The sequence below is a fragment of the Eggerthella lenta DSM 2243 genome, from assembly GCF_000024265.1.
GTDB lineage: Bacteria > Actinomycetota > Coriobacteriia > Coriobacteriales > Eggerthellaceae > Eggerthella > Eggerthella lenta.
This window is the reverse complement of the sequence record NC_013204.1, coordinates 1,260,502-1,284,887: the sequence shown is the minus strand read 5'-3', so window position 1 is coordinate 1,284,887 and position 24,386 is coordinate 1,260,502. Positions and strand designations below refer to the sequence as shown.

Genomic DNA, 24,386 nt, shown 5'->3' with positions numbered 1-24,386 from the left:
CTACGCGATCAAAGCTTCTATGGCGTCGAGTTCTTCGCGGTGCAAGTCGAGCGACTCCCACAGATCCACGTTGCGCTGCAGGTTGAGCCAATACTCGGCCGACGTGCCGAACAGGCGGCTAAGCCGCATCGCCATCTCGGTGCTCACCGCGCGCCGCTCGCGCACCACTTCGTTCACCGACTGGCGCGACACACCCAAACGCTTCGCAAGCGATGCAACCGTCAACCCGTAATCGGGCATGAACTCTTCGCGCAGGACCTCGCCCGGATGCGTGGGCTTGCGCGCCATCAATATCATATGCTGCTCCATCTTCCCACCTGCCTCAATGGTAGTCGCACAACGCGACATCGTACGCATGCTGGCCCTCGAAGCGAAAGCAAAGCCGCCACTGGTCGTTCACCGAAATCGCGTGCATTCCCGCCCGATCTCCTTTGAGGGCATGCAGCCTGTTACCGGGCGGAACCCGCAAGTCTTCAAGCGTGAGCGCCGCATCGATCATATCGAGCTTGCGCGCCGTGCGCGCAGCCACGTCCGACGAAATGCGCTTGCACGAACCGTCGGTGAACAGCCGCTCCGTGTCTTTATCGGCAAACGTTTTAATCATGGCAGAATTGTAACGCGTCACGTGACAAGAGTCAATGCTTTTGGTTACCCGGCAGGAAGCCGTCGAGCTCGGCGTCCAGTTCGGCAAGGCGCTTCACGCGAGGATGCTCGTCCAGCACGCCGCGAGCCATGACCATGCGCACGTCGCGAAGCGCCTCCAGGTTCTCCAGGGGGTTGCGGTCGAGCACGATGAGGTCGGCCGCCTTGCCCGCCTCGACGGAGCCCGTCTCGTCGCCCAGCCCCAGGATGCGCGCGTTGCCCAGCGTGGCCGTATGCAGCGCCATCTGACGCGACGCGCCCACGATGCGCTCGAAGTACACCACCTCGCGCCACATGTCGTACTGGGTGATGTAGGGGCACGACGAATCGGTTCCCAAACCTACGGGGATCCCCGCCGCCAGCGCCTGCTTCGCCGCCTGCACGATGCCCTCGAACACGATGCGGCCGTTCACCTTCTGCACCTCGGTGGAATGCGTTTTGGCGGGATCGAGCTCCACGAACGGAAGCGCGGGCGAGACGGTGCAGGTCAGCGACGAGGCGCGCCCGGCTCCGTTGCGCTTGAACAGCGCGATCAGCTCGTCGTCCAGCGGGGCGCCGTGCTCGATGGTGTCCACGCCGGCCTCGAGGCCCACGCGCACGCCCTCGGCGCTTTCGATGTGCGCGGCGGTGCGCAGGCCCAGCTTGCGTGCCTCGTCGCAAGCCGCCTGCGCGACCTCGGGCGACATGCGCAGCACGCCCGGCTCGCCCTCCACCTCGGCGTCGAACACGCCTCCCGTGACGAACAGCTTCACCAGGTCGCACTTGTGCGAGAAGCAGTCGCGCACGATGGCGCGCGCCTCTTCCGGCGTGGACGCGACATGCGCGAACAAACCCGCCCCGTGGCCGCCGGGCACCGTGACCCCCACACCGGACGTGACCAGCCGCGGACCCGGATGCTTCCCCGCGTTGATGGCATCGCGCACGTCCACGTCGGCGAACCCAGGATCGCCCACCGAGCGCACCGTGGTCACGCCGCTGGCCAGCTGCTGCTGCGCGTGCGCCCTGATCGTGCGGCGCAGGTACCACCTGCCCAGCGGGTTACCCACCACCTTGTCGATGAGGTCGCCTGCGGCGCCGGCGCTCGTGGGCTTGCCCGAGCCGCACAGGTGCACGTGCAGGTTCACCAGGCCCGGCGCCAGATACGCTCCCGCCAGATCGATCTCGCGCGCGCCCAACGGCCCCACGGTAGAGGCGGCGGGGCCCACCTTCTCGATGACGCCCTCGTTCACCACGACGGTCATGTTGGGCTGCGGCTCCATGCCCTCGGTGCCGTCGAGCACGGTCGCATGGGTGAAAACGTAGGAGGTCATGGCGTTCCTTTCGGTTGGGGCAAAGGCGCCGCCGCGCTCGCCGAAGCGGCGCGTCGCGCATCTCTCAGTATACGCCGTCGCGAACCGCGCGCGAAACGGCATAAACGATATGCGGCATGTCCACGTCACGATAGCGCTTCACAAACGAACCCTCCGGCTTCATACCGTTGCGGAGCGCCACCTTTTGAGAGGGGATGTTCGTGTCGCGAATAATGGAATACACTGTATCGACGCCCACCTGGTCGAACGCATAATCTCGACACACCCGCGCCGCCTCCGTCGCGTACCCGCGATGCCAAAACGACCGCCGAAACAGGTAGCCCACTTCCACGACGCGCACGCCGTCTGCATCCTGATAGGTGAGCCCACATTGACCGATCATGGCGCCCGTTTCCTTGAGCACGACCGCCCACAATCCGAAGCCGTCGCGCGCATAGCGCTCCATCTGGCGATCAAGCCATGCCTGCGCCTCGTCGTCTGACAGCGCGCCCTCGTAGGCGTACATGGTCTCGTCATCCTGAAGGATAGCGCAAAGCGCGGCGAGGTCGCTCTGGCCCATCTCGCGAAGCAGCAGCCGCTCGGTCTCGAGGACGAAGCGCCCGGCAGGCCGACCCGCGCTCACGGGCGCCTCCCGTCGGCCACGCCCAGGCGCTCGGCCGTCTCAGCGAGCGCCGCCGCCGTGATCGGCCGCCCCTCTCCCACGTGCACGGCGATGCACGAGAAGCTGGGCTTGTCGGCCGTGAACAAGCCCAGCTCGCGCGACGCGGCGCGCACGTCGTCTTTCGTCATGCCCGCGCGACGCAGCGGCGACACCACGCCCAGCTCGGCGAGCGCCTGGAAGCCGGGGCGGTTCGCCGGATCGTCCGTGACGTTCGTGCCGTCGGCCAGCACCTCGAAGCCGTCCTCGGCCATGCGCGCGAGGATGGTGGAGAAGATGAACGTCTTGCAGCGGTAGCACCTATCGGGCCCGTTCGCGCAGATCTCGCCCTGCGCCAGCACGTCGGCGTCGACCAGCTCGAAGTCCGCCCCCAGCTCGGCGGCGAGGCGCTGCGCGTCCTCGATCTCGAAGGCGGGCTGGAACGCCGTACGCACGCCGTACGCTCTCACGTCGCATCCGGCGCGCAACGCGGCGGCCAGCAGGAACGAAGAGTCGCACCCGCCCGAGAACGCCACGGCCAAGCGCGGCGTGCGCGCGAAAAACGCGTCGAGCGCCTCGACGCCCACGTCCTGGCCGGAACCCGTCAGCGTCATGCCGGCTTCTTCTCGAACAGCTCGGCGGCGCGACCCAGCTCCTTCACGATCTCGATATGCTGCGGGCACACGCTTTCGCACGCGCCGCACCCGACGCACGTGGACGCGGGGCCGCTCGACGCGTTCCAATCGTAGTTCTCCTGCGCCCGGTGCATGTCGTGGAACAGCTCTAGGATGTTGAGCGACGCGAGGGCCGCCGGGATGCGCACGCCCTTCGGGCAGTTCTTCAAACAGTAGCGGCAGTCGGTACACGGCACGGTAGGCACGCCGTCGAGGATGGCCCGCACGCGCGCCAGCGCCTCGTCCTCCTCGTGCGCCAGCGGATGGAACGAACGCATGATCTGCGTGTTATCGCGCACCTGATCGGGTGTGGACATACCCGACAGCACGGTGAGCACGCCCGGCAGCGACGCGGCGAACCGCAGCGCCCACGAGGGCAGCGACTCGTCCGGATTCACGGCGCGCAGCACGTCCGCCGCCTCCTCGGGCAGATGCACGAGCGAGCCGCCCTTAACGGGCTCCATCACCACGACAGGCAGCCCGTGGGCGCGCGCAGCCTCGTAGCACTTGCGCGATTCGACGGTTTCGCTCTCCCAGTCGGCGTAATTGATCTGCAGCTGCACGAAGTCCACCTCGGGATGCGCCTCCAGCACCTCTTCCAACACGGCAGCCTTGTCGTGGATGGAGAAGCCCAGGTTGCGGATCAGACCCGCCTCCTTCTTCTCGTGCAGGAAGTCCCACAGGCCGAAGTCGTCGAACAGGCGCGTGCGCTCCTCGCCCAGGTTATGCAGCAAGAAGAAGTCGAAATAACCCGCCCCCGTCTCGCGCAGCGACTTGTCGAACATGGCGCGCGCATGATCGGCGTTTTTCGCCAGCCACGCCGGCAGCTTCGTGGCAACCTGGAACGATTCGCGCGGATAGCGCTCGACGACGGCCTCGCGCAGCGCCGCCTCCGACCGGCCGTTATGGTAGCCGCGCGCCGTGTCGAAATAGGTGAAGCCCGCGTCCATGAACAGGTCTACCATATGCTTGACCTGCTCGATGTCGATCTCCTTGCCGCCGTCGCCCTCGACGACGGGCAGCCTCATGAACCCGAAGCCCAGCTTCCCGATCTCGTCCATAGATAATCCTCGCTCCCCGACCATGCTCACCCGATCGCGCTCGACACGCGCGGCCGCTCGAACCATCCGACACGCTTCAGCGCATTGTTCGTGATCAGTATACACAAACGGAAAACAAGCCGGCCGCAATCGTTCGAGCGGCAACAAAGCTACGAAGCCGACGCCGAACGCAATGCAAGCCGTTCTGGGTTCTTCGACACCGCGGCATGCGACAACCCGAACCCCCACGTTACCCCTTCCAAACGAAGCCGCATCAGGTCGGTACGCCCTCTTCGCCCTCGGACGCCCCGCATCACAATGGGGGCCGTACCCCTACGTCGAGAGATTGGAGAGCCTGTGTACTATTCCAGCGGAAACTACGAAGCATTCGCCCGCCCGGCAAAGCCGGAGGGCATCGAGGACAAATCGGCCTACATCGTCGGCACCGGGCTGGCGGGCTTGTCGGCCGCGTGCTACCTGATCAGGGATGCTCAGATGGACGGCTCGCGCGTGCACCTGTTCGAACGCGACGCCGAACCGGGCGGCGCCTGCGACGGGTGGGAGTATCCCCAGCTCGGCTTCACTATGCGCGGCGGTCGCGAGATGGACAACCACTTCGAAGTGATGTGGGACCTGTTCCGATCCATCCCCTCCATCGAGGACGAGAACATGAGCATCCTCGATTACTACTATCAATTGAACAAGCGCGATCCCAATTATTCCCTGTGCCGCGCAACGGTCAACCGGGGTGAAGACGCCGGCCTCGACAATACATTCAACCTGTCCGACAAGGCGTGCATGGAGATCATGAACCTGTTCTTCACCCCCGAAGAGCAACTCGACGACAAGCCCATAACCGACTATTTTTCCGACGATGTGCTCGATTCCAACTTCTGGCTGTACTGGCGCACCATGTTCGCCTTCGAGAGCTGGCACAGCGCGCTCGAGATGAAGCGCTACATCCAGCGTTTCGTCCACCACGTCGGCGGGCTCCCCGACTTCAGCGCACTGCGCTTCACCCGGTACAACCAGTTCGAATCCCTCATCCTGCCCATGGTGAACTACCTGAAAGGCCAGGGCGTGCAGATCCATCTGAACACCGAGGTCGTCGACATCACGTTCTCCAGCACCCCGGAGCGCAAAGTAGCCACCGAGGTGCAGACGATATGCGAAGGGGCCGACAAGACGTTTCACCTCACCGACGACGACCTGCTGTTCATCACCAACGGCAGCTGCGTCGCCAATTCGTCCTTCGGATCGCAAGACGAGCCGGCCCAGTTCAACGCCGTGCTGGAAAAAGGAACCGGATTCGACCTGTGGCGACGTATCGCACGGCAGGATTCCGCATTCGGGAATCCGGAAAAATTCATCGGCGATCCGGAGAAGTCCAACTGGATGAGCGCCACCGTCACGACGCTCGATGAGAAGATCGTTCCCTATATCGAGAGCATTTGCCGTCGCGATCCGTTCTCGGGCGGCGTCGTAACCGGCGGCATCGTTACCGTAAAAGATTCGAACTGGCTTTTAAGTTGGACGTTCAACAGGCAACCCCAGTTCAGAGCCCAGCCCGGCGATCAGCTGTGCGGCTGGATATACGGCCTGTTCACCGATGTGCCCGGCAACTACGTGAAGAAAACCCTGCGCGAATGCACCGGCAAGGAAATATGCATGGAGTGGCTGTACCACCTGGGCGTTCCCGAATCGCAGATCGAGGAGCTCGCCGAGAACAGCGCCAACACGGTTCCGTGCATGATGCCCTACATCACGGCATTCTTCATGCCGCGCGCCGCAGGCGACCGACCCGACGTCGTGCCCGAAGGCGCGGTGAACTTCGCGTTCATCGGCCAATTCGCGGAAACGCCGCGCGACACCATTTTCACCACCGAGTATTCCATGCGCACCGGCATGGAAGCCGTCTACACGCTGTGCAACGTCGACCGCGGCGTGCCCGAAGTATGGGGCAGCGCGTTCGACATCCGCGATTTGCTGAACGCCACCACGTTGATCAGGGACGGCAAGCCCATCACCGACATGGAGATGAATCCCCTCGAAAAGCTCGCCCTGCACGAGGGAATCGAGAAGATCAAGGGGACCGACCTCTACGGTCTGCTGGTCGAGTTCGGCGTGATTCCGCCCGATCGCGGCGACGCGCCCGCGCCCGCCACCGGAGCCGTATACCCCGGCATGCATTAGACGTTTCCGTTAAAAACCGAACCCCCTGTTCAAAGGGGGTTCGGGACGAATTCCTTACACGTTGAACTTGAAGTGCATGACGTCGCCGTCCTGGACGACGTACTCCTTGCCTTCCTGACGAAGCTTGCCGGCATCGCGGCAGCCCTTCTCGCCGCCCAGCCCCACGTAGTCTTCGTACGAGGCCGTCTCCGCCTTGATGAAGCCGCGCTCGAAATCGGTGTGGATGACGCCCGCCGCCTGCGGAGCCTTCGCACCGACGGGGATGGTCCAAGCGCGCGTTTCCTGTTCGCCGGTGGTGAAGTACGACTGCAGCCCCAGAAGTTTATACGCCTCGCGCACCAGGCGCGCCAGGCCGCTCTCTTCGAGACCCATGGCCTCCAGGTACTCCTTCGCCTCGGCAGGTTCGAGCTCGGCCAGGTCGGCCTCCACCTTCGCGCTGATGGGCACGGGGCGGCAGCCGTCGATCTCGGGCAGATCGGCGTCCAGTTGGTCCTCGTCCACGTTGGCGATGTACAGCATGGGCTTCATCGTCAGCAGGTGCAGATCGTAAATGGCAGCCTGCTCGTCCTCGTCCAGCCCCAACGTGCGGGCGCGGTGCCCCTCGTCCAGGCCTGCGAGCACCTTCTTCGCCACCTCGACCTTCTTGGCGCCGTCCTTGTCGCGCTTCGCCTCTTTTTCCAAGCGCGGCAGGGCCTTCTCGATGGTGGCCATGTCGGCCAGCATGAGCTCGGTCTTGATGGTGTCCACGTCGCTGCTCGGGTCCACCCGGCCCGCCACGTGCACCACGTCGGGGTCACCGAAGAAACGCACGACTTCGCAGATGGCGTCCGTCTCGCGGATGTTCGCGAGGAACTGGTTGCCCAGGCCCTCGCCCTGGCTGGCGCCGGCCACGAGACCCGCGATGTCCACGAACTCGATGGTGGCGGGCACGATGCGCGTGGGATGGTCGATGTTCGCCAGCGCGTCCAGGCGCGCGTCGGGCACGGGCACCACGCCCACGTTGGGCTCGATGGTGGCGAACGGGTAGTTGGCCGCGAGGCCGCCCTTGTTCGTGAGGGCCGTGAACAGCGTGGACTTGCCGACGTTCGGCAGACCGACGATACCGATGGATAGCGACATGGAACTTCCTTCTCATACGATGCAGATGTGTCGTCCCATGATAGCAAACTACCTGCGCCCTGCGCGGCCTCCCCTCGCATTCTCCGACGCTTCGGTATCTTTTTCATGCGGAGCACTCGAAGCGCGCCGTCTTGACCGACAGCATGCCGCCCTACGTGCACGGCGGCATGCGTCAACACCCGTCGATGCCGATTTGACGGCGAAATCCCCGCTTCGTGGCAGCAATCGGGCGGTTTGGTAATCCTATCGATTCGCTTTTATTTACGCTTCGAACATCCGACCTGGGAAAACTCCTTCGATCGCGCTCTGCGGGTCCGAGATGCCGCGACCGAGCCCTCGTCGAGATTACCAAACCGTTCGATTTCCGCTGTTCGACTTCGCTTCCGCCGTCATGCCATCTATCGGCGCAAAACCGTTCAGCGCGTCCGTTGCACGGTTTTGCCCGCGATGTTGCACTTCGAGCGCACTTGGATGCCTCCGCGCCCCAAGACGCGCAACCCGCGACGTTACACCAGGTCGTGCGAGGTTGGGAGCCGGACGGTCCGAACCGAACGCAACATCCCTGCGAAAACCGATCGCTGCCGCCGTAACGCCGCTTGGAGCGGGATCGCGCCCGAACGAAAACCGGATCCGATATGCGGCAAAATCAACGGTTTGGCACCACTCGGCATCCCTCGACGCATCTTCCCGAAGGATGCCGAAGCGAAACCCCAGGTCGCGTTCCGCCATCGCCTCGGAATGCCGCGCCTGAGCGAGCCGGCCGTGCCAAAACGACGTTTTTGCTGCACATGGCCTTGCGAAAACACGCATCCGGCCGAAGCGGCGCGGCCAGGGCACGGCTGGGCAGGACGACACAGGCGGGCGATGATGGCACGGGCGGGACGACCAGGCGCGGCCAGGCGAGGGACGCGGCTGAGCGGGGCGACGCGACCGGGGCAGCGGACCAGGCAGCGAAGCCGGGCGCGGACGCGGCCAGGCGACCGGGCCGGCGGCCGGGGCACGACCGGGACGCAACCGGAACGCACACGAAGCACGAGCCCCATCCGCGCCGCTCGCGCCCGAAACGAAACGGAGCGCCCCGAAGGGCGCTCCGCGCGAATGCCTCGTATGCGCCTGAACGCTAGAAGCTGATGAGCCCGAACGTCTGCGCGACGAACGCAACGAGGATGACCACCACGAGCACCGGCGCCACGTACTTGATGATGACGGTCCAGGCTTTCTCCACCTTGAACTCGCTGGAGATCTTCACCTCGTCGACGATGGCCTTCGGCTTGATGATCCAACCGACGAAGATGCAGGTGAGCAGCGCGACGATAGGCATGATCACCGAGTTGGAGATGAAGTCGAAGAAGTCCAGCAGCGTGGTGCCCTCGCCCATCGGCTCGATGAACGACAAGCCGTTGTAGCCCAGGTTCACGAAGATGCCGGCCACCGTGACCACGCCGATGACGGCGCACAGCGCCTTTTTGCGCGACCAGCCCGCACCGTCCTGCACGATGGAGGTGCAGGTTTCGGTCAGCGAAATGGCGCTGGTCAAAGCTGCGAACAGTACCAGCAGGAAGAACAGGAAGCCCACGACGGTGGCCGCGCCGCCCATATCGGCGAACACGGTGGGCAGGATGACGAACATGAGCGACGGACCGGAGTTGGCCGCCACGGCCTCGCCCGAGCCCATGGCCACGAACGCGGCCGGCACGATCATGAGGCCGGCGAGGAACGACACGCCGATGTCGAAGCCACCGATGCGGGCGACGCTCTGCGTGAGGCTGGACTTCTTGTCCAGGTAGGAGCCGTACGTGATCATGATGCCCATGGCCAGCGACAGGCTGTAGAACATCTGCCCGAGCGCGCCGATGACCAGCTCCGGCGAGAACTTGCTGAAGTCGGGCGTGAGGTAGTACAGGGCACCGTCGACGGCGCCGGGCATGGTCAGCGTGTACAGCGCGATGCCTACGGCCATGATGATGAGCGCCGGCATCATGACGAGGTTCGCCTTCTCGATGCCGCCCTTCACGCCCAGCGACACCACGATGAACACGATGGCCATGAACAGGAGCATCCACAGGAAGCTCTCCGTGTTGCTGGAGATGAAGCCCGTGAAGAAGTCGCCGCCGTCGGCCAGCGCCTCCGGGCCGTTGATCAGGTAGGCCGCCGCGTACTTCGTCACCCAGCCGCCGATGATGCAGTAGTACGGCGTGATGATGAAGGGCACGGTGGACGCCAGGATGCCGATGAAGGCGTACTTCTTGCCGAACTGCTTGAACGCGCCGATGGCGGACTGGCCCGTCTTGCGGCCGAGCGCCGTCTCCAACAACAGCAGCGATACGCCGAACGTGAACACCAGCACCAGGTAGGTGAGCAGGAACGTGCCGCCGCCGTACTTGGCCGCCAGATAGGGGAAGCGCCACATGTTCCCCAAGCCCACGGCGGATGCCGCCGCAGCCAGAATGAACGCCCACTTGCCCGACCAGGCCGAGCGCGCGTGCGCATGCGTTGAAGCCATCGAAAACCTCCGTTAACGTTCAGTTGGTATTCCCCGGAAAATCCGCTCGCGGAACGCGCCCGCAAGGGATCGGATACGGGCGCCCATCCACGTCGTGCACCTGCGCCGCGATCCAGATGCATCATTATACCGGGAAAACCCTGGTCGCCAACAACGTTTTGTCGAAAGATCCGTTTTGCCAGCAACCGACGCCCGAAGAGGTGCTACGGAAGCGTCCTCCGACGCGCGCACCGCCGCGCGGGAACCGCTTCGCATTCGGACGCCGGTCTCGCCGCTGCCGCACCGAAAGAACGTCCCGGGTCTGCGAACGTGCGCGGCGCTGCATCTTCGCCCGTAAAACACGCCACAGCGCGCGAGGCGTGTTTTACGGGCGAAGATGCGTTCCTACGGTGACTACTCGCTGCCAGCTCCCTCCAAATCTGCGGTTTTGGCGAGGGGGCGGGCAGGGCGCTTGGGGGTTGCGGGGCGCTTGGGCTATCATGGTGTGCAGACCAAACGAGAAGGAGAATCATTCATGTGCGGTATCTGCGGATTCACCGGCGCGACCGAAACCGACGCGCCCACGTTGAAGGCCATGTGCGACATCATGGCGCACCGCGGCCCCGACGGCGAGGGCCAGTACCTTGCCGACGGCGTGGCGCTGGGGCATCGGCGCCTGTCGCTCATCGACCTCGAGAACGGCAGCCAGCCCATGGTGCGCGCCACGGGCGCGCATGACTCCATCGTGACGTCGCCGGCTACGGAAGGCTCCGCTCCCGGATCGTTCACCATCGGCGACTACGCCATCGTGTTCAACGGTGAGATCTACAACTACCGCGACCTGCGCGACGAGCTGGCCGCGGACGGCTGGACGTTCAAGACCGAGTCCGACACCGAGACGCTGCTGGTGTCGTACCTGGCCTGGGGCAAGCTGCTGTTGGATAAGGTGCGCGGCATGTTCGCGTTCGCCATCTGGGACAAGCAGCGTGGCGAGCTGTTCTGCGCGCGCGACTTCTTCGGCATCAAACCGTTTTACTACACCGTGCAGAACGGCGAGGCCGGCTCGCAGTTCATCTTCGCCTCCGAGATCAAATGCATCCTGGAGCACCCCGCCTACGAGCGCGAGCTCAACGAGGAGGCGCTGGAGCAGTACCTGTGCTTCCAGTTCTCGGCGCTGCCCGAGACGTTCTTCAAGGGCATCTACAAGCTCGAGCCCGCACACTGCATGACCGTGCGCGCCGACGGCACGACGGAAACCGAGCGCTACTGGCGCCCCACGTACGACTTCGACCAGAACCGCAGCCGCGAGGACACCGTGAAGGCCATCGACGCCGCCATGCGCGAAAGCGTGCGCTACCACAACGTGGCCGACGTGGAGGTGGGCTCGTTCTTGTCGTCCGGCATCGATTCCAGCTACATGGCCGCATGCCTGGCGAAGGAGAATCCCGACATCAAGACGTTCACCGTGGGCTTCGCCGAGTACGAGGGCGAGCGCGACGAGATCTCCTGGGCGCGCGAGCTGGCCGACGAACTGCATATCGAGAACAACTCCAAGCACATCGGCGAAGAGGAGTACTGGGAAAGCCTGCCCCGCGTGCAGTGGCACATGGACGAGCCGTCCGCCGACCCGAGCGCCGTGGCGCTGTACTTCGTCGACCAGGAGGCCGCGAAGAAGGTGAAGGCCGTGCTGTCCGGCGAGGGCGCCGACGAGTTCTTCGGCGGCTACCGCATCTACCAGACGCCGTTCGCCAACGCGAAGCTGTCCTGGGTGCCGAAGGGCCTGCTGCGCGGCGCGTCGAAGGCGGCTCGCGCGCTGGGCGTGCGCGGCGCGAACTACCTGGAGCGCGCGAGCGAGACCCCCGAGGACTGGTACTACACCAACGCCAACGGCGTGGCGTTCAGCCCCGAGGAGCGCGCCCGCCTGCTGAAGCGCCCCGTGCAGGCGTGCTCGCCGCAAGAGCTGATCGCGCCTGCGTACGCGGAGGTGTCCGACCTCGATGAGACGACGCGCATGCAGTACGTCGACCTCTTCTTCTGGCTGGTGGGCGACATCCTGCTGAAAACCGACAAGATGTCGATGGCCCACTCGCTGGAAAGCCGCGTGCCGTTCCTCGACAAGGAGGTGTTCAACGTCTCGCGCACCATCCCCACCCCGTTCAAAGCGAACGGCGAGCAGACGAAGATCGCCCTGCGCGAGGCGGCCGAGCGCGCCATCCCGAAAGACTGGGCGCAGAAGGAGAAGCTGGGCTTTCCCGTGCCCATGGTGGACTGGCTGCGCCAGGACCGCTACTACAACCAGGTCAAGGAATGGTTCACCGGCGACATCGCGCAACAGTTCTTCAACACCGACGAGCTGGTGCGCCTGCTCGACGAGCACAGGTACAAGATCGACCGCTCGCGCAAGATCTGGATCGTCTACATGTTCCTCATGTGGTACAAGATCTACTTCGTGGACAAGACCGTCCCCAAGAAACCGGCGGCGTAAACGAACGAAGGGCCCTACGGGGCCCTTCGCGTTCGCTAGGCGAGCTTCGACGAGTCAACGGCCACGAGGTGGCCGTGCTCGTCCTCGAAGACGCACAGGCCGCCGTCGCGACTTTCGTACAGGTTGCGAAAACGCGCGAAACGGCGCTGCCGAGGCGGCTTCTCTTTGGGCGCAGCCACGGACTCCGGCTTCGGCTCCGGCTCTGGTCGCGGCTCCTGCTGCGGCTGCGTCGAGGAGGGTTCTTCCGGCTTCGTCGCCTCAACCTGCGCGGCAGGCTCGGCAACGGGCGCAGGATCGACGGGTTCGGGATCGGCGGACAAAGGAGCGGACGGCGAATCGACGCGCGCTACGGCCTCGGCCGCCTCGATGAAGTCGCTTTCGTCGGGATCGTTCTTCGCCACGAGATCGCACTCCGCCTGCACGCCGGCCGCCTGGAAATCGGTTTCGCTGGGTTCTTCCACGAAAACCTCCGGCTCGATCGACGGAGCCTCGATGATCGGAGGACGCCGTCCCCCTCGATCTCCCCGCTTTTCGATGGCGGCCTCGGCAAGCCCGCCCTCCATCACTTCGATACCCGACGCCATCACGCGCGAGGACGAGGGTTCCGGATCGAGGCCCAAGCGCGTGTACAGCGAGCGGTTGGATTGGGCGATGGACACGAGCTCGCGCGCCAGCGAGACGCGCTCGGCCTCGTCGACGTTCTCTTGGAGCTGATTGCCTATTTCGAGCACGCGCGTCCACGAGACGGTGTCCATATCCTCTTTGAGCGATACGATCTTTTCCGCCTCGCGCGCCACGCGCTTTGCCGTTGATGTGCTGAACATGATACGCCGCCTTCGGTTTATCGGAGGCCTATTGTAGCACGTCAGTAGATGACTCGCCAGAATACAAGCCCTTGAGCTGGGGCGTTCTCCCCCGCAACCCGACGATCGCACGCCTCCAGCACCTCGCCCACCCAATCGGCGTCGCGCTGGCCCTTCCCCACCATCACCAGCGTGCCCACGATGGTGCGCACCATGGAGTGCAGAAACGCGTTGCCCACCACCTTGATGGACATGAGGTTCTCGCCCATCACCGTCTCGGGATGGAAGGAAATCTCGCGCACGTTGCGGTGCGTGGGCTTGCCTTCCGCCGAGGCGGCCATGCAGAAGCTCTTGAAATCGTGCTCGCCCAGCAGATACTGCGCACCTGCTTCCATGGCCGTGATATCGAGGCCGCCAGGGACGAACCACGAGAAGTCCTTCATGAAGATGGGGCACGTGCTGTCCACGCACAGGTGGTAGTGATACTCGCGCGCCTGCGCGTCGAAGCGCGCCGAGAAGCCCAGCTTCTTCGGTTCGACCTCGCGCACGGTGATGGCGTCATGCGTGAGCGCGTTGAGAGAACGGCGCAAGCTGGGCAGCGAGCGTCCTGCGATGTCGCGGTCGTCCACGTCGAAGCTGACCACCTGGCCGAGCGCATGCACGCCCGCATCGGTCCGTCCCGCGCACGTGGTTTCCACGTCGCGGCGGAACAGCATGCGCAGGGCATCCTCGAGGTCGCCCTGCACGGTGGTCTGACCCGGCTGACGAGCGAAGCCGCTGAACGGCGCGCCGTTGTACGACAAGGTCAACGCCAGAGTATGGTCGCGCACGGGTTTATCAGCTGCCGCAGCGGCCGCTGCTTCGCGCTTACGCGCGGTGTTTGGGGTGATGGTTTGCGTATTCATAGCCGACATCATAAACGAACACGCCCCCTCTGCGAAGAGGGGGCGCTATCCGCTTGCCAAATTGTTTAAAAGCGCCGCGAAGCTACGTCGTTCGCAGAACGACGGAACATCAAGAAGCCCTCCACACCTGCGAACCGAACAGATCCTGGATCTCGGAACGCATGACGGGGCTGCGGGAATCCACCGACACGGGCAGTTCGGCGCGGAACTTGCGGCCATCGCTCTGCTGCACGAGCAGAACCACGCCGTCGCGACCCGGATACGACTTCAAGATGCGGTTGAGCCGAAGCGACTTCGACTGGTCGAAGTCCGAGGACGCAACTTTCAGCTCGAGGTGCGACGGACGCGCATCGGCCTCGTTCAGCTCGATGACCTCCACCTCGAACGCCATGATCTGATTGCCGCGGTCGTTCGCCTCGAACTTGCCCTTCACCTTCACGATGGCGTCTTCCTGGATGGCCTCGGCGTTGTCGTCGTACTTGAAGCAGATGCACTCCACGTGGCCCGTCGTATCCTCCAAGGTGAACGTGGCCATCTTCGTGCCGCGCTTCGTCAGCTTCGTCACCACGTTCGAGATCATGCCCACGAACACCGCGGACTTGATTTCCTTCGTGCGCTCGGCCAGGTCTCCCAGCGAGAACTTGGTCATACGCGCGATGGTGCCCTCGTACGGGCGCAGCGGGTGGTCCGAGACGTAGATCTTCATGATCTCCTTCTCGAACGTCAACAGCTGACGCTTCGGCCACTCCACGCCGTCCGGTTCCGGAACCTCCTCCTCGAAGCCCGAATCGGGATCGTCGCCGAACAGGTCGAACATCGACACCTGGCCGCTCTCACGATCCTTCTGGCGCTTCGAGGCGCTTTCCAGCAGCGGCGTCTCGTCAACGAAGTACATGAGCTGCTTGCGCGTGTAGCCCGTCGAGTCGAACGCCCCGCCCTTGATGAGCGCTTCCAGCGTCTTGCGGTTGTAGCATTTCGCGTCCAGGCGGTTCACGAAGTCGTGCAGCGACGTGAACGGCCCGTTCGCCTCGCGCTCCTCGATGATGGCCTCGGCCACGTTCGCGCCCACGCCGCGCACGCCCACCAGGCCGAAGCGCACGCCCTCGTCGGTGGGCGTGAACTCGGCGTTGGACGAGTTGATGTCCGGCGGCAACACGGGAATGCCCGAGTGGTTGCAGCTTGCGATGTAACGGATCAAACGGTCGGTGTTGCCCATGTAGGACGACAGCACGGCCGCCATGAAGTCGTTCGGGTAGTGCGCCTTCAGGTACGCCGTGCGCATGACCAGGATGGCATAGGCGGCCGAGTGCGATTTGTTGAACGCGTACTTAGCGAATTTCTCCGCGTCTTCCCAGATCTGCTTCGCAATTTCCAGCGGATAGCCGTTCTCCACCGCGCCGGTGTTCCAGTCTTCCTGCAACGCGCGCATGACGTCGAGCTTCTTCTTGCCCATAGCCTTGCGCAGCTTGTCGGCCTTGCCCGCCGAGAAACCGCTCATAGCCATGGATATCTGCATGATCTGCTCTTGGTAGACCATGGTGCCGTACGTCTCCTCCAGGATGGGGCGGAGGCGCTCGTCGTAGTAGTGGATGGAGGTCTTGCCGCTGGCCACCTTGATGTAGTCCTCGACCATGCCGGATTCCAGCGGGCCCGGACGGTTGAGCGCGATCGAGGCGACGATGTCGGAGAAGCGCGTGGGAGGCAGGCGCGCGAACAGGCTGACGTACAGCGCGCCCTCCACCTGGAACAGGCCGTCCATGTTGCCGGACTGCATGAGCTTGAAGGCGCCCTCGTCGTCGATGGGGATGTCCTCGGGAATCACCTTCGTGCCGAAGCGCTGCTCGATGTTGCGGCACGCGATGGTGAGCACGTCGAGCGTGCGCAGGCCGAGGAAGTCCATTTTCAGCAGACCCAGCTCGGGCGTGTAATGGCCGTCGTACTGGGTGATGATGCCGCCGCCCTTGGTGTCGCGCTTCATGGGCACGTGATCGGCCATGGGGTCGCGGCAGATGATGGTGGCGCACGCGTGCACGCCCTCGCCGCGCACGTGGCCTTCGATGGACAGCGCGGCGTCGATGACGGCCTTCACGTCCTCTTCGGTCTCGTAGGCCTTCTTGAGGTCGGGGTTCGTGGCCAGCGCCTTGTCGATGGTGATGCCCAGCTCGTCGCCGATCATCTTCGTGATCTTGTCTCCGGTGCTGTACGGGTAGTCCAGCACGCGCGCGGCGTCGCGCACGGCGTTCTTGGCCTGCAGGGTGCCGAACGTGATGACCTGCGACACGTGATCCTCGCCGTACACGTCCTTGATGTGGCTGATCACTTCTTCGCGACGGCCCTGCTCGAAGTCGACGTCGATATCGGGCATCTCCACGCGCTCGGGCGACAGGAATCGCTCGAACAGCAGGCCGTTGGACAGCGGGTCAAGCGCGGTGATGTCCATGGCGTACGCCACGATGGCGCCTGCAGCCGAACCGCGACCCGGACCCACGCCGATGCCCTGGCTGCGCGCCCATTCGATGTACTCCTGCACGATGAGGAAGTACGCCGGGAAGCCCTGCTGGATGATGATGCCCATCTCGTAGTCGGCGCGCTCCTGCGCCTCCTGAGGAACAGGATTGCCGTAGTGCTTGACCAAGCCCTCCTGCACGCGCTTGCGGAAGTAGCTTTCCTCGGTCTCGCCCTCGGGCAACGGGAAACGCGGAAGGATAGAGTCGCGCTCCAGCACCACGTTCACCTTCTCGGCCACTTCCACCGTGGTGTCGCAGGCCTCGGGGAAGTCCTTGAGGGCCTCGCGCATCTCCTCCTCGGTCTTCATGTAGAACTGGTCGTTCTCGAAGCGCATGCGGTTGGCGTCGTTGAACGCCGCGCCCGTGCCGATGCACAGCATGTAGTCCTGGGCGCGCGCGTCCTCGCGCGTGAGATAGTGGAAGTCGTTCGTGGCGATGGTCTTGAGGCCGGCGGCCTTGGCCACGTCGGTCAGCATGTGGTTGAGCTCGGTCTGCGTGAACCCGGCGTCGGTGCGGATGCCCTGGTTCTGCAGCTCGATGTAGAAATCGCCCGGTTCGAAGCAGCTGGCGAACTTCTTGGCCCATTCGACCGCCTCGTCTACCTGTCGGTTGTCGAGCAGCTTCGGAATGATGCCGGCGATGCAAGCCGACGAGCCGATGATGCCCTTGCCGTACTTCTGCAGCATGCTGAAGGTGGTGCGCGGCTTGTAGTAGAAGTTGTCCACGTGCGACTCGCTGACCAGCTTCACCAGGTTGTGGTAGCCCTCGTTCGTCTTGGCCAGCAGCAGCAGGTGGTACAGCTTCGGCTTCGTGTCCTTGCGCAGCTCTTCGTCGGTGGTGAAGTACACCTCGCAGCCGTAGATGGGCTTCACGCGCTTGCCCGTCTCGGCTTCCACCTTGTCGCACATCTCACACAGCTGCGGCACGCCCGACATCACGCCGTGATCCGAGATGGCCACCGCGGGCATGTCGAGGTCGGCGGCCCGTTTCACCATGTCGTAGATGTGGGTGTGGCCGTCGAGCAGGGAGTATTCGGTATGGTTGTGCAGGTGGACGAATGCCATATCTTGTGCCTCTTGTCAGTCATGGATGCGCGTCGTGGTATCGATGACATTCTAACAGCATTCGTCGGAAAGCGCCGTCTTCAAACAGCGAACAAACGATGGTTTTTGCGCGAACGCCGCCCGCAGCAGCAGGCGGCGTTCGCAGCGCTCGATCCGCCGCTTACGAGACGCCCGATATGACGCCGCCGCGTATCTGGCAGCCGACGAGCTTGGACTCGCAGTACACGCTCTCGACGTTGAGCGCCCGCCTGACCTTCTCGATAAGGTCGAGGATGGCCTGCTCGTCGCCGTGGGTGCTGTCGAACACGAGCGTGTCGTTCTGCACGACGGTCCCGTCCTCTTTGGCGAAGCCTCCTTCGGCCTCGTACACGGTATAGCCCGACCCCGCCTCGATGAACAGCGGGATGGCGATATCCTTCGCCTCGTCCATGGTGAGCTCCTGCTTGCCGGTGTCTTTGTCGGTGAGGCCGAAGTACAGGCAGTACACCACTTCCTGTCGATCGGTCACACCGTTGACGAGCGGCTGCGCAGCATCGTCGGACGCCTTCGAAGCGCAGCCCGCGCACAGCGCGGCGACAAGCGCTCCGGCGCACAGGCACGCGCCCAGCTTCTTCCACGTTCTTGCGTTCATACGAACCCCTTTCGTTTAGGATTCGATCCATTGTAGGACGCACCGCTTCGCTCGCGCGCACCGAGTCGTGCCAAAATCGCGCAGAAACCTGCCCGATTTCGCACGACTCGCCGAGCGCTCGCGCATCCTTCCCCACCTTGGGCGCAAATCGTCTCCCATGACAATATCTGGCGGGATCGGACCCCCGGAAGGCGCAGGGGGATTTCGCCACCAGGGGTTTTGCATGCCTTCGCGGCGGTAGACCTTGAAGGAATTGTCATAGGCATCGATTCGCGCCCAAACCGAAAGACTGCGGGAGCCCGTCAGACTCCCGCAGGGCGCCGGTGGAGGCTTGACGGCGGAAACGGCGTCGAGCGGTAAAAAACGAACGGTTTGGTAATCACACTGATTCGCTTTGTTTTATGCTTAGAGTATCCGACCGACCTGGGGAAACGTTCCCAATCGCACTCGGCGGGCTGGAAGCACCGCAGCCGGGCCCCTCCAGGATTACCAACCGTTCGATTTTTACCTCGAAGTGCGGATTTCGCCGCCAAACCGGCGCCGGCGGGTGCTGGGGTCGTCCAAACCTCGAACCTCGAGCAGACGACAGAAATCCCCGATTGCGCGAAGATCGACGCGGCCGCCCTCGCATCGCGGCTCCGCAGGGCTCACCTATTCCCCTTCGTCCTCCGTCAGATAGCGCTCGGCTTCGTCCAGATCGATGTACATGCCTTGGGTGACGGGCCGCCCGTCGATGCCCGGAAGATTGCATTGCCGATACAGCACGCGTGCGACGGAGCCGTCGCGCCTGATGAAACGATAGGAGAACGGCTCCGACTCGCCGGTCTCTATCATCTCGACGCTCTTCTTGTACAGATAGTCGAGATCGTCGGGATGCACGATCATTCGAAGGCTGGCTCCAACCTCTCCGTAAAACTGCTCCTTCGTGTAGCCGAGGATGTCGAACATAGCTTGATTCATATAAGTTATCAGCATGTCGCCCGACAAATCGTAGCGAATGATACCCACGGGCACGACCCCGTAGAACTGATCAAGCGCGGGGCCTTCGTCCAACCGCTCCATATCCATTGCCGCCATCTGCAAGGATCTATGCGAATGACCCGAACGGTTGACTCGGTCGATCTTCATCTTGGTCAGAAGGACCCCGGCATCGGTTGCCAAACACGACGCACCGAAGTAGAAGACGCCCTGGTAGTCCACGTCTCCGGCGAACACCGCTTCGCCGCTCACCGCGACGAGGTCGCCGGACAGCTCGTTCACCGTGATGGCCTTGTACGCGATGGAGAGCTCCCGGCCGCTCATCGCGCGCTCGAGATGCGCGCACCGCGTCGATGCCCGAGAAGCAGCCCTCCTCGAACCGATCCTGCCACTGCACGTCGTCGAAGCAGCAGTCTGCGAACGCATCGAGATCCTGCCTTACGAAGGCATGATCGAACAAGCGCACGATGAACGACCGCGCATCCTCTTTGCGCAGCGGCGAGCGCTTCTGGGGCTCGTGCGCCAGGGCGCGTTCCAGCAAGCCGCCGAACGAAGCCTCGTCGACCGGGCGGCTGAAGAAGAAGCCTTGGGCAATGTCGCACCCGATGCCTTTCACGAACTCGACCTGCTCGGCGGTTTCGATGCCCTCGCAAACCACGACCAGGCCCAGCACCTTGGCGATGTTCGCCATCGAGTACACCACGGTCGCGTTGCGGAAGTCGGAAAGGTCGCGCTGGAAGAACAGCTGGTCGATCTTCACCTCGTCGATGGGCAGGTTCTGCAGCATGCCCAGCGACGAGTACCCGCTGCCGAAATCGTCCATGGCCACGCTGAAACCGTGCTCGTGCAGCCGCTTCACTTGGCCGATCACGGTGTCGAAATCCTCGACGAACGCGCTTTCCGTGATTTCCGCGCACAGATACGACGGAGGGACGGCGTAGCGGTCGACGATGCCTTTCAACGCGTCGGCGAACGAGTCGTCCAGGAAATGCAAGCGCGAGAAGTTGCAGTTCAGCGGCACGATGACCGCGCCCTTGTCGAGACGGTCGCGCAGGAAGCGGCAGCACTGCTCGAATATGGCCAGATCGAGGTCGACGATGGCGCCGCTGCGCTCGAGCGGCGGGATGAACACGGCGGGGCTGACCAGGCCGCGCGACGGATGCCGCCAGCGCGCGAGCGCTTCGGCCCCCACGATCCGGCCGTTCGAGGGCCTGAACAGGGGCTGGAAGAAGGCTTCGAACTCCCCGCGTTCGAGCGCATCGCCGATCTCGACGGACAGCTCCATCGAAAGCCGCATATCCTCCCGCAGACGCGCGAATTCCGCATCGTCGGTCTCGAACGCGTAGCGGCGGCTCCGGCCGAGCTGCTTCGCCTTGCGCAGCGCCACCTCGGCTTGACGGATGAGGGCCGCCGGCGTCAAGGCAGCTTCCCCGTCCCACGACACGACGCCCGCGCCGGCGGTCAGGCTGACGGACGTGGATTCCCCGGAAGGCCCTTCCCCGTCGATGGTCAGGCGCACGGAGAGCAGATCGCTCGTGAGGCCGTCCAGGACGTCCCGGTCGGCGCCGTCGACGATGGCGAGGTACTCCTCGCTGCCCACGCGTCCCACCATCTCGACGCCGGTCGAGAGGCTCGTCTGCAGATAGCGTCCGAACCGGGCTATGATCGCGTCGCCCACCGCATAGCCGTACGCGTCGTTGTACGACCTGAAATTGTCGATATCGACGGCGATGAGGCTGAACGGACGACCCTTCTGCGCGAGGCGCTGCTCGATACGACGTTCCAAGCTCGTACGATCCGGCAGCCCCGTCAGCGCGTCATAGCCGTCTTCCTCGCCCTCGATCTGCACGCATCCGGAGGATTCAAAGGACTTCCGACGACTCACGAGCGCTCTCCTTCATCTTTGCGCCGCAGCCCGTCGGCGCACAACGATTTCCCCCTTATCATACCACTCTCGAATCCGAACCTCTCGCATTGTCCGAGACCATCCCTCTTCGGGACGCCAACGCCTCGAAAACATAGCCGGAAAAAAGGAAGAGCCCCGTGCGGGGGCTCTTCCTCATCTTGCTCGTCAACCGCAGCGCATCGGCCGTTGCGTTGCCAAGCGACCGAAGCCGCGCGTCTTCGAACGCGTCCGCCTTAAGCCGCTTTGGCGACCCTCAGCTGAACGTCGCACCACGCCTTGTCGGCTGCGAGCGTCGTCTTGCGAGCCTCCTCTTCGGAGAGTCCGGACAGCTGCTCCTCGATGCCGGCCAGCTGCTCGCGCACCTGCTCGACATCGATGTCGGCCGCAGGCAGCGCACGATCGGCCAAGATGATGACCTTGTCGTCCGTCACCTCGACGTAACCGCCCTGCAAAGCGTAATGCACGGTCTCGGAGGCGCCGACCGCCTTCACGCGCGCCTCGCCGTCGGCAAGCACCGACACGAGCGGAGCATGGCCTTTCAGAAAGCCCATCTCGCCTTCGACGCCGGGCACGACGACGAGCTCGACCTCATCAGAGACCAGCTTCGCCACCGGCGTCACGATGTCGCACATGAACCCAGCCATTACGAGGCCTTCTTCATCTCTTCGTACGCAGCGTACACGTCTTCGATGGAGCCCTTCATGCGGAAGCACTGCTCGGGGATCTCGTCGCACTCGCCGTCGAGGATGGCGGCGAAGGAACGGATGGTGTCCTCAAGCTTCACGTACTTGCCCGGCAAGCCCGTGAACTGCTCGGCCACGTGGAAGCACTGGCCGAAGAACTGCTGCGCCTTGCGGGCACGGTTCACGATCTTCTTCTGATCCTCGGACAGCTCGTCCATGCCGAGGATGGCGATGATGTCCTGCAGGTCCTTGTAGTTCTGCAGAAGCTCCTGGATGCCCACGGCCACGCGATAGTGCTCCTCGCCGACGATCTGCGGGTCGAGCGCGCGGGAGGTGGACTCCAGCGGGTCGACGGCCGGGTAGATGCCCAGCTCGGAGATCGAACGGGACAGAACCGTCTTCGCGTCGAGGTGCGTGAACGTCGTGGCCGGCGCAGGGTCGGTCAGGTCGTCGGCGGGCACGTACACGGCCTGCACGGACGTGATGGAGCCGGTGGACGTCGACGTGATGCGCTCCTGCAGGTCGCCCATCTCGGTTGCCAGCGTCGGCTGGTAACCCACGGCAGAGGGCATGCGGCCCAGCAGAGCGGACACCTCGGAGCCGGCCTGCGTGAAGCGGAAGATGTTGTCCACGAACAGAAGCACGTCCTGGCCCTGATCGCGGAAGTACTCCGCCTCGGTGAGGCCCGCGAGACCCACGCGCAGACGCGCTCCCGGAGGCTCGTTCATCTGACCGTACACGAGGCAGGTCTTGTTGATGACGCCCGAGTCGCTCATCTCCAGGTAGAGGTCGGTACCCTCGCGGGTACGCTCGCCCACGCCCGTGAACACCGACGTGCCGCCGTGCTCCTGGGCCAGGTTGTTGATGAGCTCCTGGATGATAACCGTCTTGCCCACGCCGGCGCCGCCGAACAGACCCGTCTTGCCGCCCTTGACGAAGGGCTCGACGAGGTCGATGGCCTTGATGCCGGTCTCGAAGATCTCGGTGGTGGTGGACAGCTCGTCGTAGTCCGGAGCCGGACGGTGGATGGGCATGTAGCCCTTCACCTCGGGCATCGGCTTCTCGTCGACGGGCTCGCCCATGACGTTCCAGATGCGGCCCAGGGTCTCGGGACCCACGGGCATCATGATCGGGTTGCCCGTGTCGACGACCTCGAGGCCGCGGACGAGACCGTCCGTCGAGCTCATGGCCACCGAGCGGACAAGGTTGCCCGGCAGGTGCGTCTCGACCTCGAGCACGAGGTGCAAGTCGCCCGCCAGGGTCTTGGCATCAACCGTCAGCGCGTTGTAAATCGCCGGCAGCTGATCAGGGGGAAATTCGACGTCAACGACAGGGCCGACGATACGCACGATGCGACCGGTAGCGCCCTTGCTGGCCTCGAGCTCCTCCTTCGTAAGCATTTGTTCAGCCATTTAATCCTCCAAAGCCGCTGCGCCACCGACGATCTCGGAAATCTCCGTCGTGATAGCGCCCTGGCGTACGCGGTTATACAATCTAGTCAACGTTTCGAGCACTTCGGTAGCGTTGTCCGTAGCCGACATCATGGCGTTGCGGCGCGCGCCCTGCTCGGCAGCGGCCGAGTCGATGAGCGCATGGTACAGCGTCGTGCGCACATACGCCGGCAGCAAGCGGTCGAGGACGGCCTCGGCGCTGGGCTCGAAGATCACATCGCCCTCGAGCTTCGCCTCGCCCGCTTCCTGCTGCACGCCTTCGGCGGCTAGCTCGGCATCGAGCGCAGCCGTGTCCACGGGCAGCACGAGCTCCGTGCGCAGCACCTGCTCGGCAGCGTTCTTCGAGTGGTTGTACACGACAAACACCTCGTCGATCGTGCCGTTCTCGTATCCGTCGATGGCGTACGCCGCGACGGACGCGGCCTCCTCCACCGTCGGATCGGCAGAAAGGTCCGTGAACCCGAGCACCGGCTCCACCTTGCGGTAGGTGAAGTACCCGACGGCCTTCTTACCGCAGGCGACGACCTGGACGGACGCGCCTGCGGCCTGCTTTTCATTCATGAGACGCTCGACGTGCCGCAGCACGTTGCTGTTGAAACCGCCGGCAAGGCCGCGGTCCGACACAACCACGACGAACAGCACGTTCTTCACTTCGTCGTGCTTGCGCAACAGCGCGTTATCGGAGCCACCTACACGCTTGGCAACGTTGGCCAACATTTCGACCATGGATTCGGAGTACGGCGTCGCAGCCGCCACGCGCTCTCCAGCGCGACGGATCTTCGCGGCCGCCACCATCTCCATGGTGCGCGTGATCTGCTTCGTCGAAGAGACGGAGCCGATACGCCTTTCTATGTCGTGAAGGTTGGGCATAGTCTA

The 24,386-nt window shown here is 64.0% G+C and carries 19 protein-coding genes; 2 read left to right on the top strand and 17 right to left on the bottom strand.

From position 1 onward, the window contains the following. The 6 genes from ELEN_RS05285 to ELEN_RS05260 all read right to left on the bottom strand — a co-directional run bounded on the left by ELEN_RS05285 (position 1) and on the right by ELEN_RS05260 (position 4,324). Entirely contained in the window at positions 1–297 is a 297-nt protein-coding gene (locus ELEN_RS05285) for a HigA family addiction module antitoxin (protein WP_226844067.1), read from the bottom strand. Positions 298–322: 25 nt separating this feature from the next. Further along, on the bottom strand, positions 323–604 hold the full coding sequence (locus tag ELEN_RS05280; protein WP_015760380.1) for a type II toxin-antitoxin system RelE/ParE family toxin: 282 nt from the start codon (positions 602–604) through the stop codon (positions 323–325). Between the two features lie 31 nt (positions 605–635). Further along, positions 636–1,952, bottom strand: a complete 1,317-nt coding sequence (locus ELEN_RS05275) for an amidohydrolase family protein (protein WP_015760379.1) — start codon at positions 1,950–1,952, stop codon at positions 636–638. 64 nt (positions 1,953–2,016) lie between these two features. Further along, positions 2,017–2,574, bottom strand: coding sequence for a GNAT family N-acetyltransferase (locus ELEN_RS05270; RefSeq protein WP_015760378.1), 558 nt, complete (start codon positions 2,572–2,574; stop codon positions 2,017–2,019). Further along, positions 2,571–3,203: an ATP-dependent sacrificial sulfur transferase LarE gene (larE, locus tag ELEN_RS05265; protein ID WP_015760377.1), complete on the bottom strand. Its 633-nt coding sequence runs from the start codon at positions 3,201–3,203 to the stop codon at positions 2,571–2,573. Before larE ends, ELEN_RS05270 begins: the two co-directional genes overlap by 4 nt. Then, the gene (locus ELEN_RS05260) at positions 3,200–4,324 is read right to left on the bottom strand and encodes an aldo/keto reductase (RefSeq protein ID WP_015760376.1); all 1,125 of its coding nucleotides are present in this window, start codon (positions 4,322–4,324) and stop codon (positions 3,200–3,202) included. Before ELEN_RS05260 ends, larE begins: the two co-directional genes overlap by 4 nt. Before the next feature lie 336 nt (positions 4,325–4,660). On the opposite strand from ELEN_RS05260, the gene ELEN_RS05255 reads away from it, so the two are divergent. Continuing rightward, positions 4,661–6,496 (top strand): oleate hydratase, encoded by a 1,836-nt coding sequence (locus ELEN_RS05255; protein ID WP_015760375.1) that lies wholly within the window; start codon positions 4,661–4,663, stop codon positions 6,494–6,496. 54 nt (positions 6,497–6,550) lie between these two features. Here ELEN_RS05255 and ychF read toward each other — a convergent pair whose 3' ends face one another. Both ychF and ELEN_RS05245 read right to left on the bottom strand, forming a co-directional pair. Continuing rightward, the gene (gene ychF / locus ELEN_RS05250) at positions 6,551–7,615 is read right to left on the bottom strand and encodes a redox-regulated ATPase YchF (protein ID WP_015760374.1); all 1,065 of its coding nucleotides are present in this window, start codon (positions 7,613–7,615) and stop codon (positions 6,551–6,553) included. A gap of 1,120 nt (positions 7,616–8,735) precedes the next feature. Further along, positions 8,736–10,118 carry a sodium-dependent transporter gene (locus ELEN_RS05245; RefSeq protein ID WP_015760373.1) on the bottom strand — a complete coding sequence of 461 codons (1,383 nt, stop codon included), beginning with the start codon at positions 10,116–10,118 and terminating at the stop codon, positions 8,736–8,738. A 514-nt stretch (positions 10,119–10,632) separates the two neighbouring features. Between ELEN_RS05245 and asnB the strand changes: the two genes are divergently transcribed. Next, complete coding sequence (asnB, locus tag ELEN_RS05240; protein WP_015760372.1) at positions 10,633–12,582, top strand: asparagine synthase (glutamine-hydrolyzing); 1,950 nt, start codon at positions 10,633–10,635, stop codon at positions 12,580–12,582. A gap of 35 nt (positions 12,583–12,617) precedes the next feature. On the opposite strand, the gene ELEN_RS05235 is transcribed toward asnB, so the two are convergent. The 9 genes from ELEN_RS05235 to atpG form a co-directional block, all read right to left on the bottom strand. Beyond that, positions 12,618–13,406 (bottom strand): hypothetical protein, encoded by a 789-nt coding sequence (locus tag ELEN_RS05235; protein WP_015760371.1) that lies wholly within the window; start codon positions 13,404–13,406, stop codon positions 12,618–12,620. A gap of 41 nt (positions 13,407–13,447) precedes the next feature. Continuing rightward, the gene (gene truA, locus ELEN_RS05230; protein WP_015760370.1) at positions 13,448–14,215 is read right to left on the bottom strand and encodes a tRNA pseudouridine(38-40) synthase TruA; all 768 of its coding nucleotides are present in this window, start codon (positions 14,213–14,215) and stop codon (positions 13,448–13,450) included. A 184-nt stretch (positions 14,216–14,399) separates the two neighbouring features. Then, positions 14,400–17,861 carry a DNA polymerase III subunit alpha gene (dnaE, locus tag ELEN_RS05225; RefSeq protein ID WP_015760369.1) on the bottom strand — a complete coding sequence of 1,154 codons (3,462 nt, stop codon included), beginning with the start codon at positions 17,859–17,861 and terminating at the stop codon, positions 14,400–14,402. A gap of 160 nt (positions 17,862–18,021) precedes the next feature. Next, the gene (locus tag ELEN_RS05220) at positions 18,022–18,492 is read right to left on the bottom strand and encodes a hypothetical protein (protein WP_015760368.1); all 471 of its coding nucleotides are present in this window, start codon (positions 18,490–18,492) and stop codon (positions 18,022–18,024) included. A gap of 651 nt (positions 18,493–19,143) precedes the next feature. Beyond that, positions 19,144–19,569, bottom strand: a complete 426-nt coding sequence (locus tag ELEN_RS16500) for a PAS domain-containing protein (protein WP_229026830.1) — start codon at positions 19,567–19,569, stop codon at positions 19,144–19,146. Between the two features lie 10 nt (positions 19,570–19,579). After that, positions 19,580–21,355, bottom strand: a complete 1,776-nt coding sequence (locus tag ELEN_RS05215) for a bifunctional diguanylate cyclase/phosphodiesterase (RefSeq protein WP_015760366.1) — start codon at positions 21,353–21,355, stop codon at positions 19,580–19,582. A 254-nt stretch (positions 21,356–21,609) separates the two neighbouring features. Further along, positions 21,610–22,020 (bottom strand): ATP synthase F1 subunit epsilon, encoded by a 411-nt coding sequence (atpC, locus tag ELEN_RS05210; RefSeq protein ID WP_009608826.1) that lies wholly within the window; start codon positions 22,018–22,020, stop codon positions 21,610–21,612. Further along, the gene (gene atpD / locus ELEN_RS05205; RefSeq protein ID WP_009304820.1) at positions 22,020–23,471 is read right to left on the bottom strand and encodes a F0F1 ATP synthase subunit beta; all 1,452 of its coding nucleotides are present in this window, start codon (positions 23,469–23,471) and stop codon (positions 22,020–22,022) included. The genes atpC and atpD overlap by 1 nt, the downstream gene beginning before the upstream one ends. Continuing rightward, positions 23,472–24,380: an ATP synthase F1 subunit gamma gene (atpG, locus tag ELEN_RS05200; RefSeq protein WP_015760365.1), complete on the bottom strand. Its 909-nt coding sequence runs from the start codon at positions 24,378–24,380 to the stop codon at positions 23,472–23,474. Positions 24,381–24,386: the final 6 nt, after the last annotated feature.

Bases quoted from the DNA above. Each gene is read 5' to 3' on its own strand.
- ELEN_RS05285 (WP_226844067.1), bottom strand. From the start codon at position 297: ATGATATTGATGGCGCGCAAGCCCACGCATCCGGGCGAGGTCCTGCGC.
- ELEN_RS05280 (WP_015760380.1), bottom strand. From the start codon at position 604: ATGATTAAAACGTTTGCCGATAAAGACACGGAGCGGCTGTTCACCGAC.
- ELEN_RS05275 (WP_015760379.1), bottom strand. From the start codon at position 1,952: ATGACCTCCTACGTTTTCACCCATGCGACCGTGCTCGACGGCACCGAG.
- larE (WP_015760377.1), bottom strand. From the start codon at position 3,203: ATGACGCTGACGGGTTCCGGCCAGGACGTGGGCGTCGAGGCGCTCGAC.
- ELEN_RS05260 (WP_015760376.1), bottom strand. From the start codon at position 4,324: ATGGACGAGATCGGGAAGCTGGGCTTCGGGTTCATGAGGCTGCCCGTC.
- ychF (WP_015760374.1), bottom strand. From the start codon at position 7,615: ATGTCGCTATCCATCGGTATCGTCGGTCTGCCGAACGTCGGCAAGTCC.
- ELEN_RS05245 (WP_015760373.1), bottom strand. From the start codon at position 10,118: ATGGCTTCAACGCATGCGCACGCGCGCTCGGCCTGGTCGGGCAAGTGG.
- asnB (WP_015760372.1), top strand. From the start codon at position 10,633: ATGTGCGGTATCTGCGGATTCACCGGCGCGACCGAAACCGACGCGCCC.
- ELEN_RS05235 (WP_015760371.1), bottom strand. From the start codon at position 13,406: ATGTTCAGCACATCAACGGCAAAGCGCGTGGCGCGCGAGGCGGAAAAG.
- dnaE (WP_015760369.1), bottom strand. From the start codon at position 17,861: ATGGCATTCGTCCACCTGCACAACCATACCGAATACTCCCTGCTCGAC.
- ELEN_RS05220 (WP_015760368.1), bottom strand. From the start codon at position 18,492: ATGAACGCAAGAACGTGGAAGAAGCTGGGCGCGTGCCTGTGCGCCGGA.
- ELEN_RS16500 (WP_229026830.1), bottom strand. From the start codon at position 19,569: ATGGCGGCAATGGATATGGAGCGGTTGGACGAAGGCCCCGCGCTTGAT.
- atpC (WP_009608826.1), bottom strand. From the start codon at position 22,020: ATGGCTGGGTTCATGTGCGACATCGTGACGCCGGTGGCGAAGCTGGTC.
- atpD (WP_009304820.1), bottom strand. From the start codon at position 23,471: ATGGCTGAACAAATGCTTACGAAGGAGGAGCTCGAGGCCAGCAAGGGC.
- atpG (WP_015760365.1), bottom strand. From the start codon at position 24,380: ATGCCCAACCTTCACGACATAGAAAGGCGTATCGGCTCCGTCTCTTCG.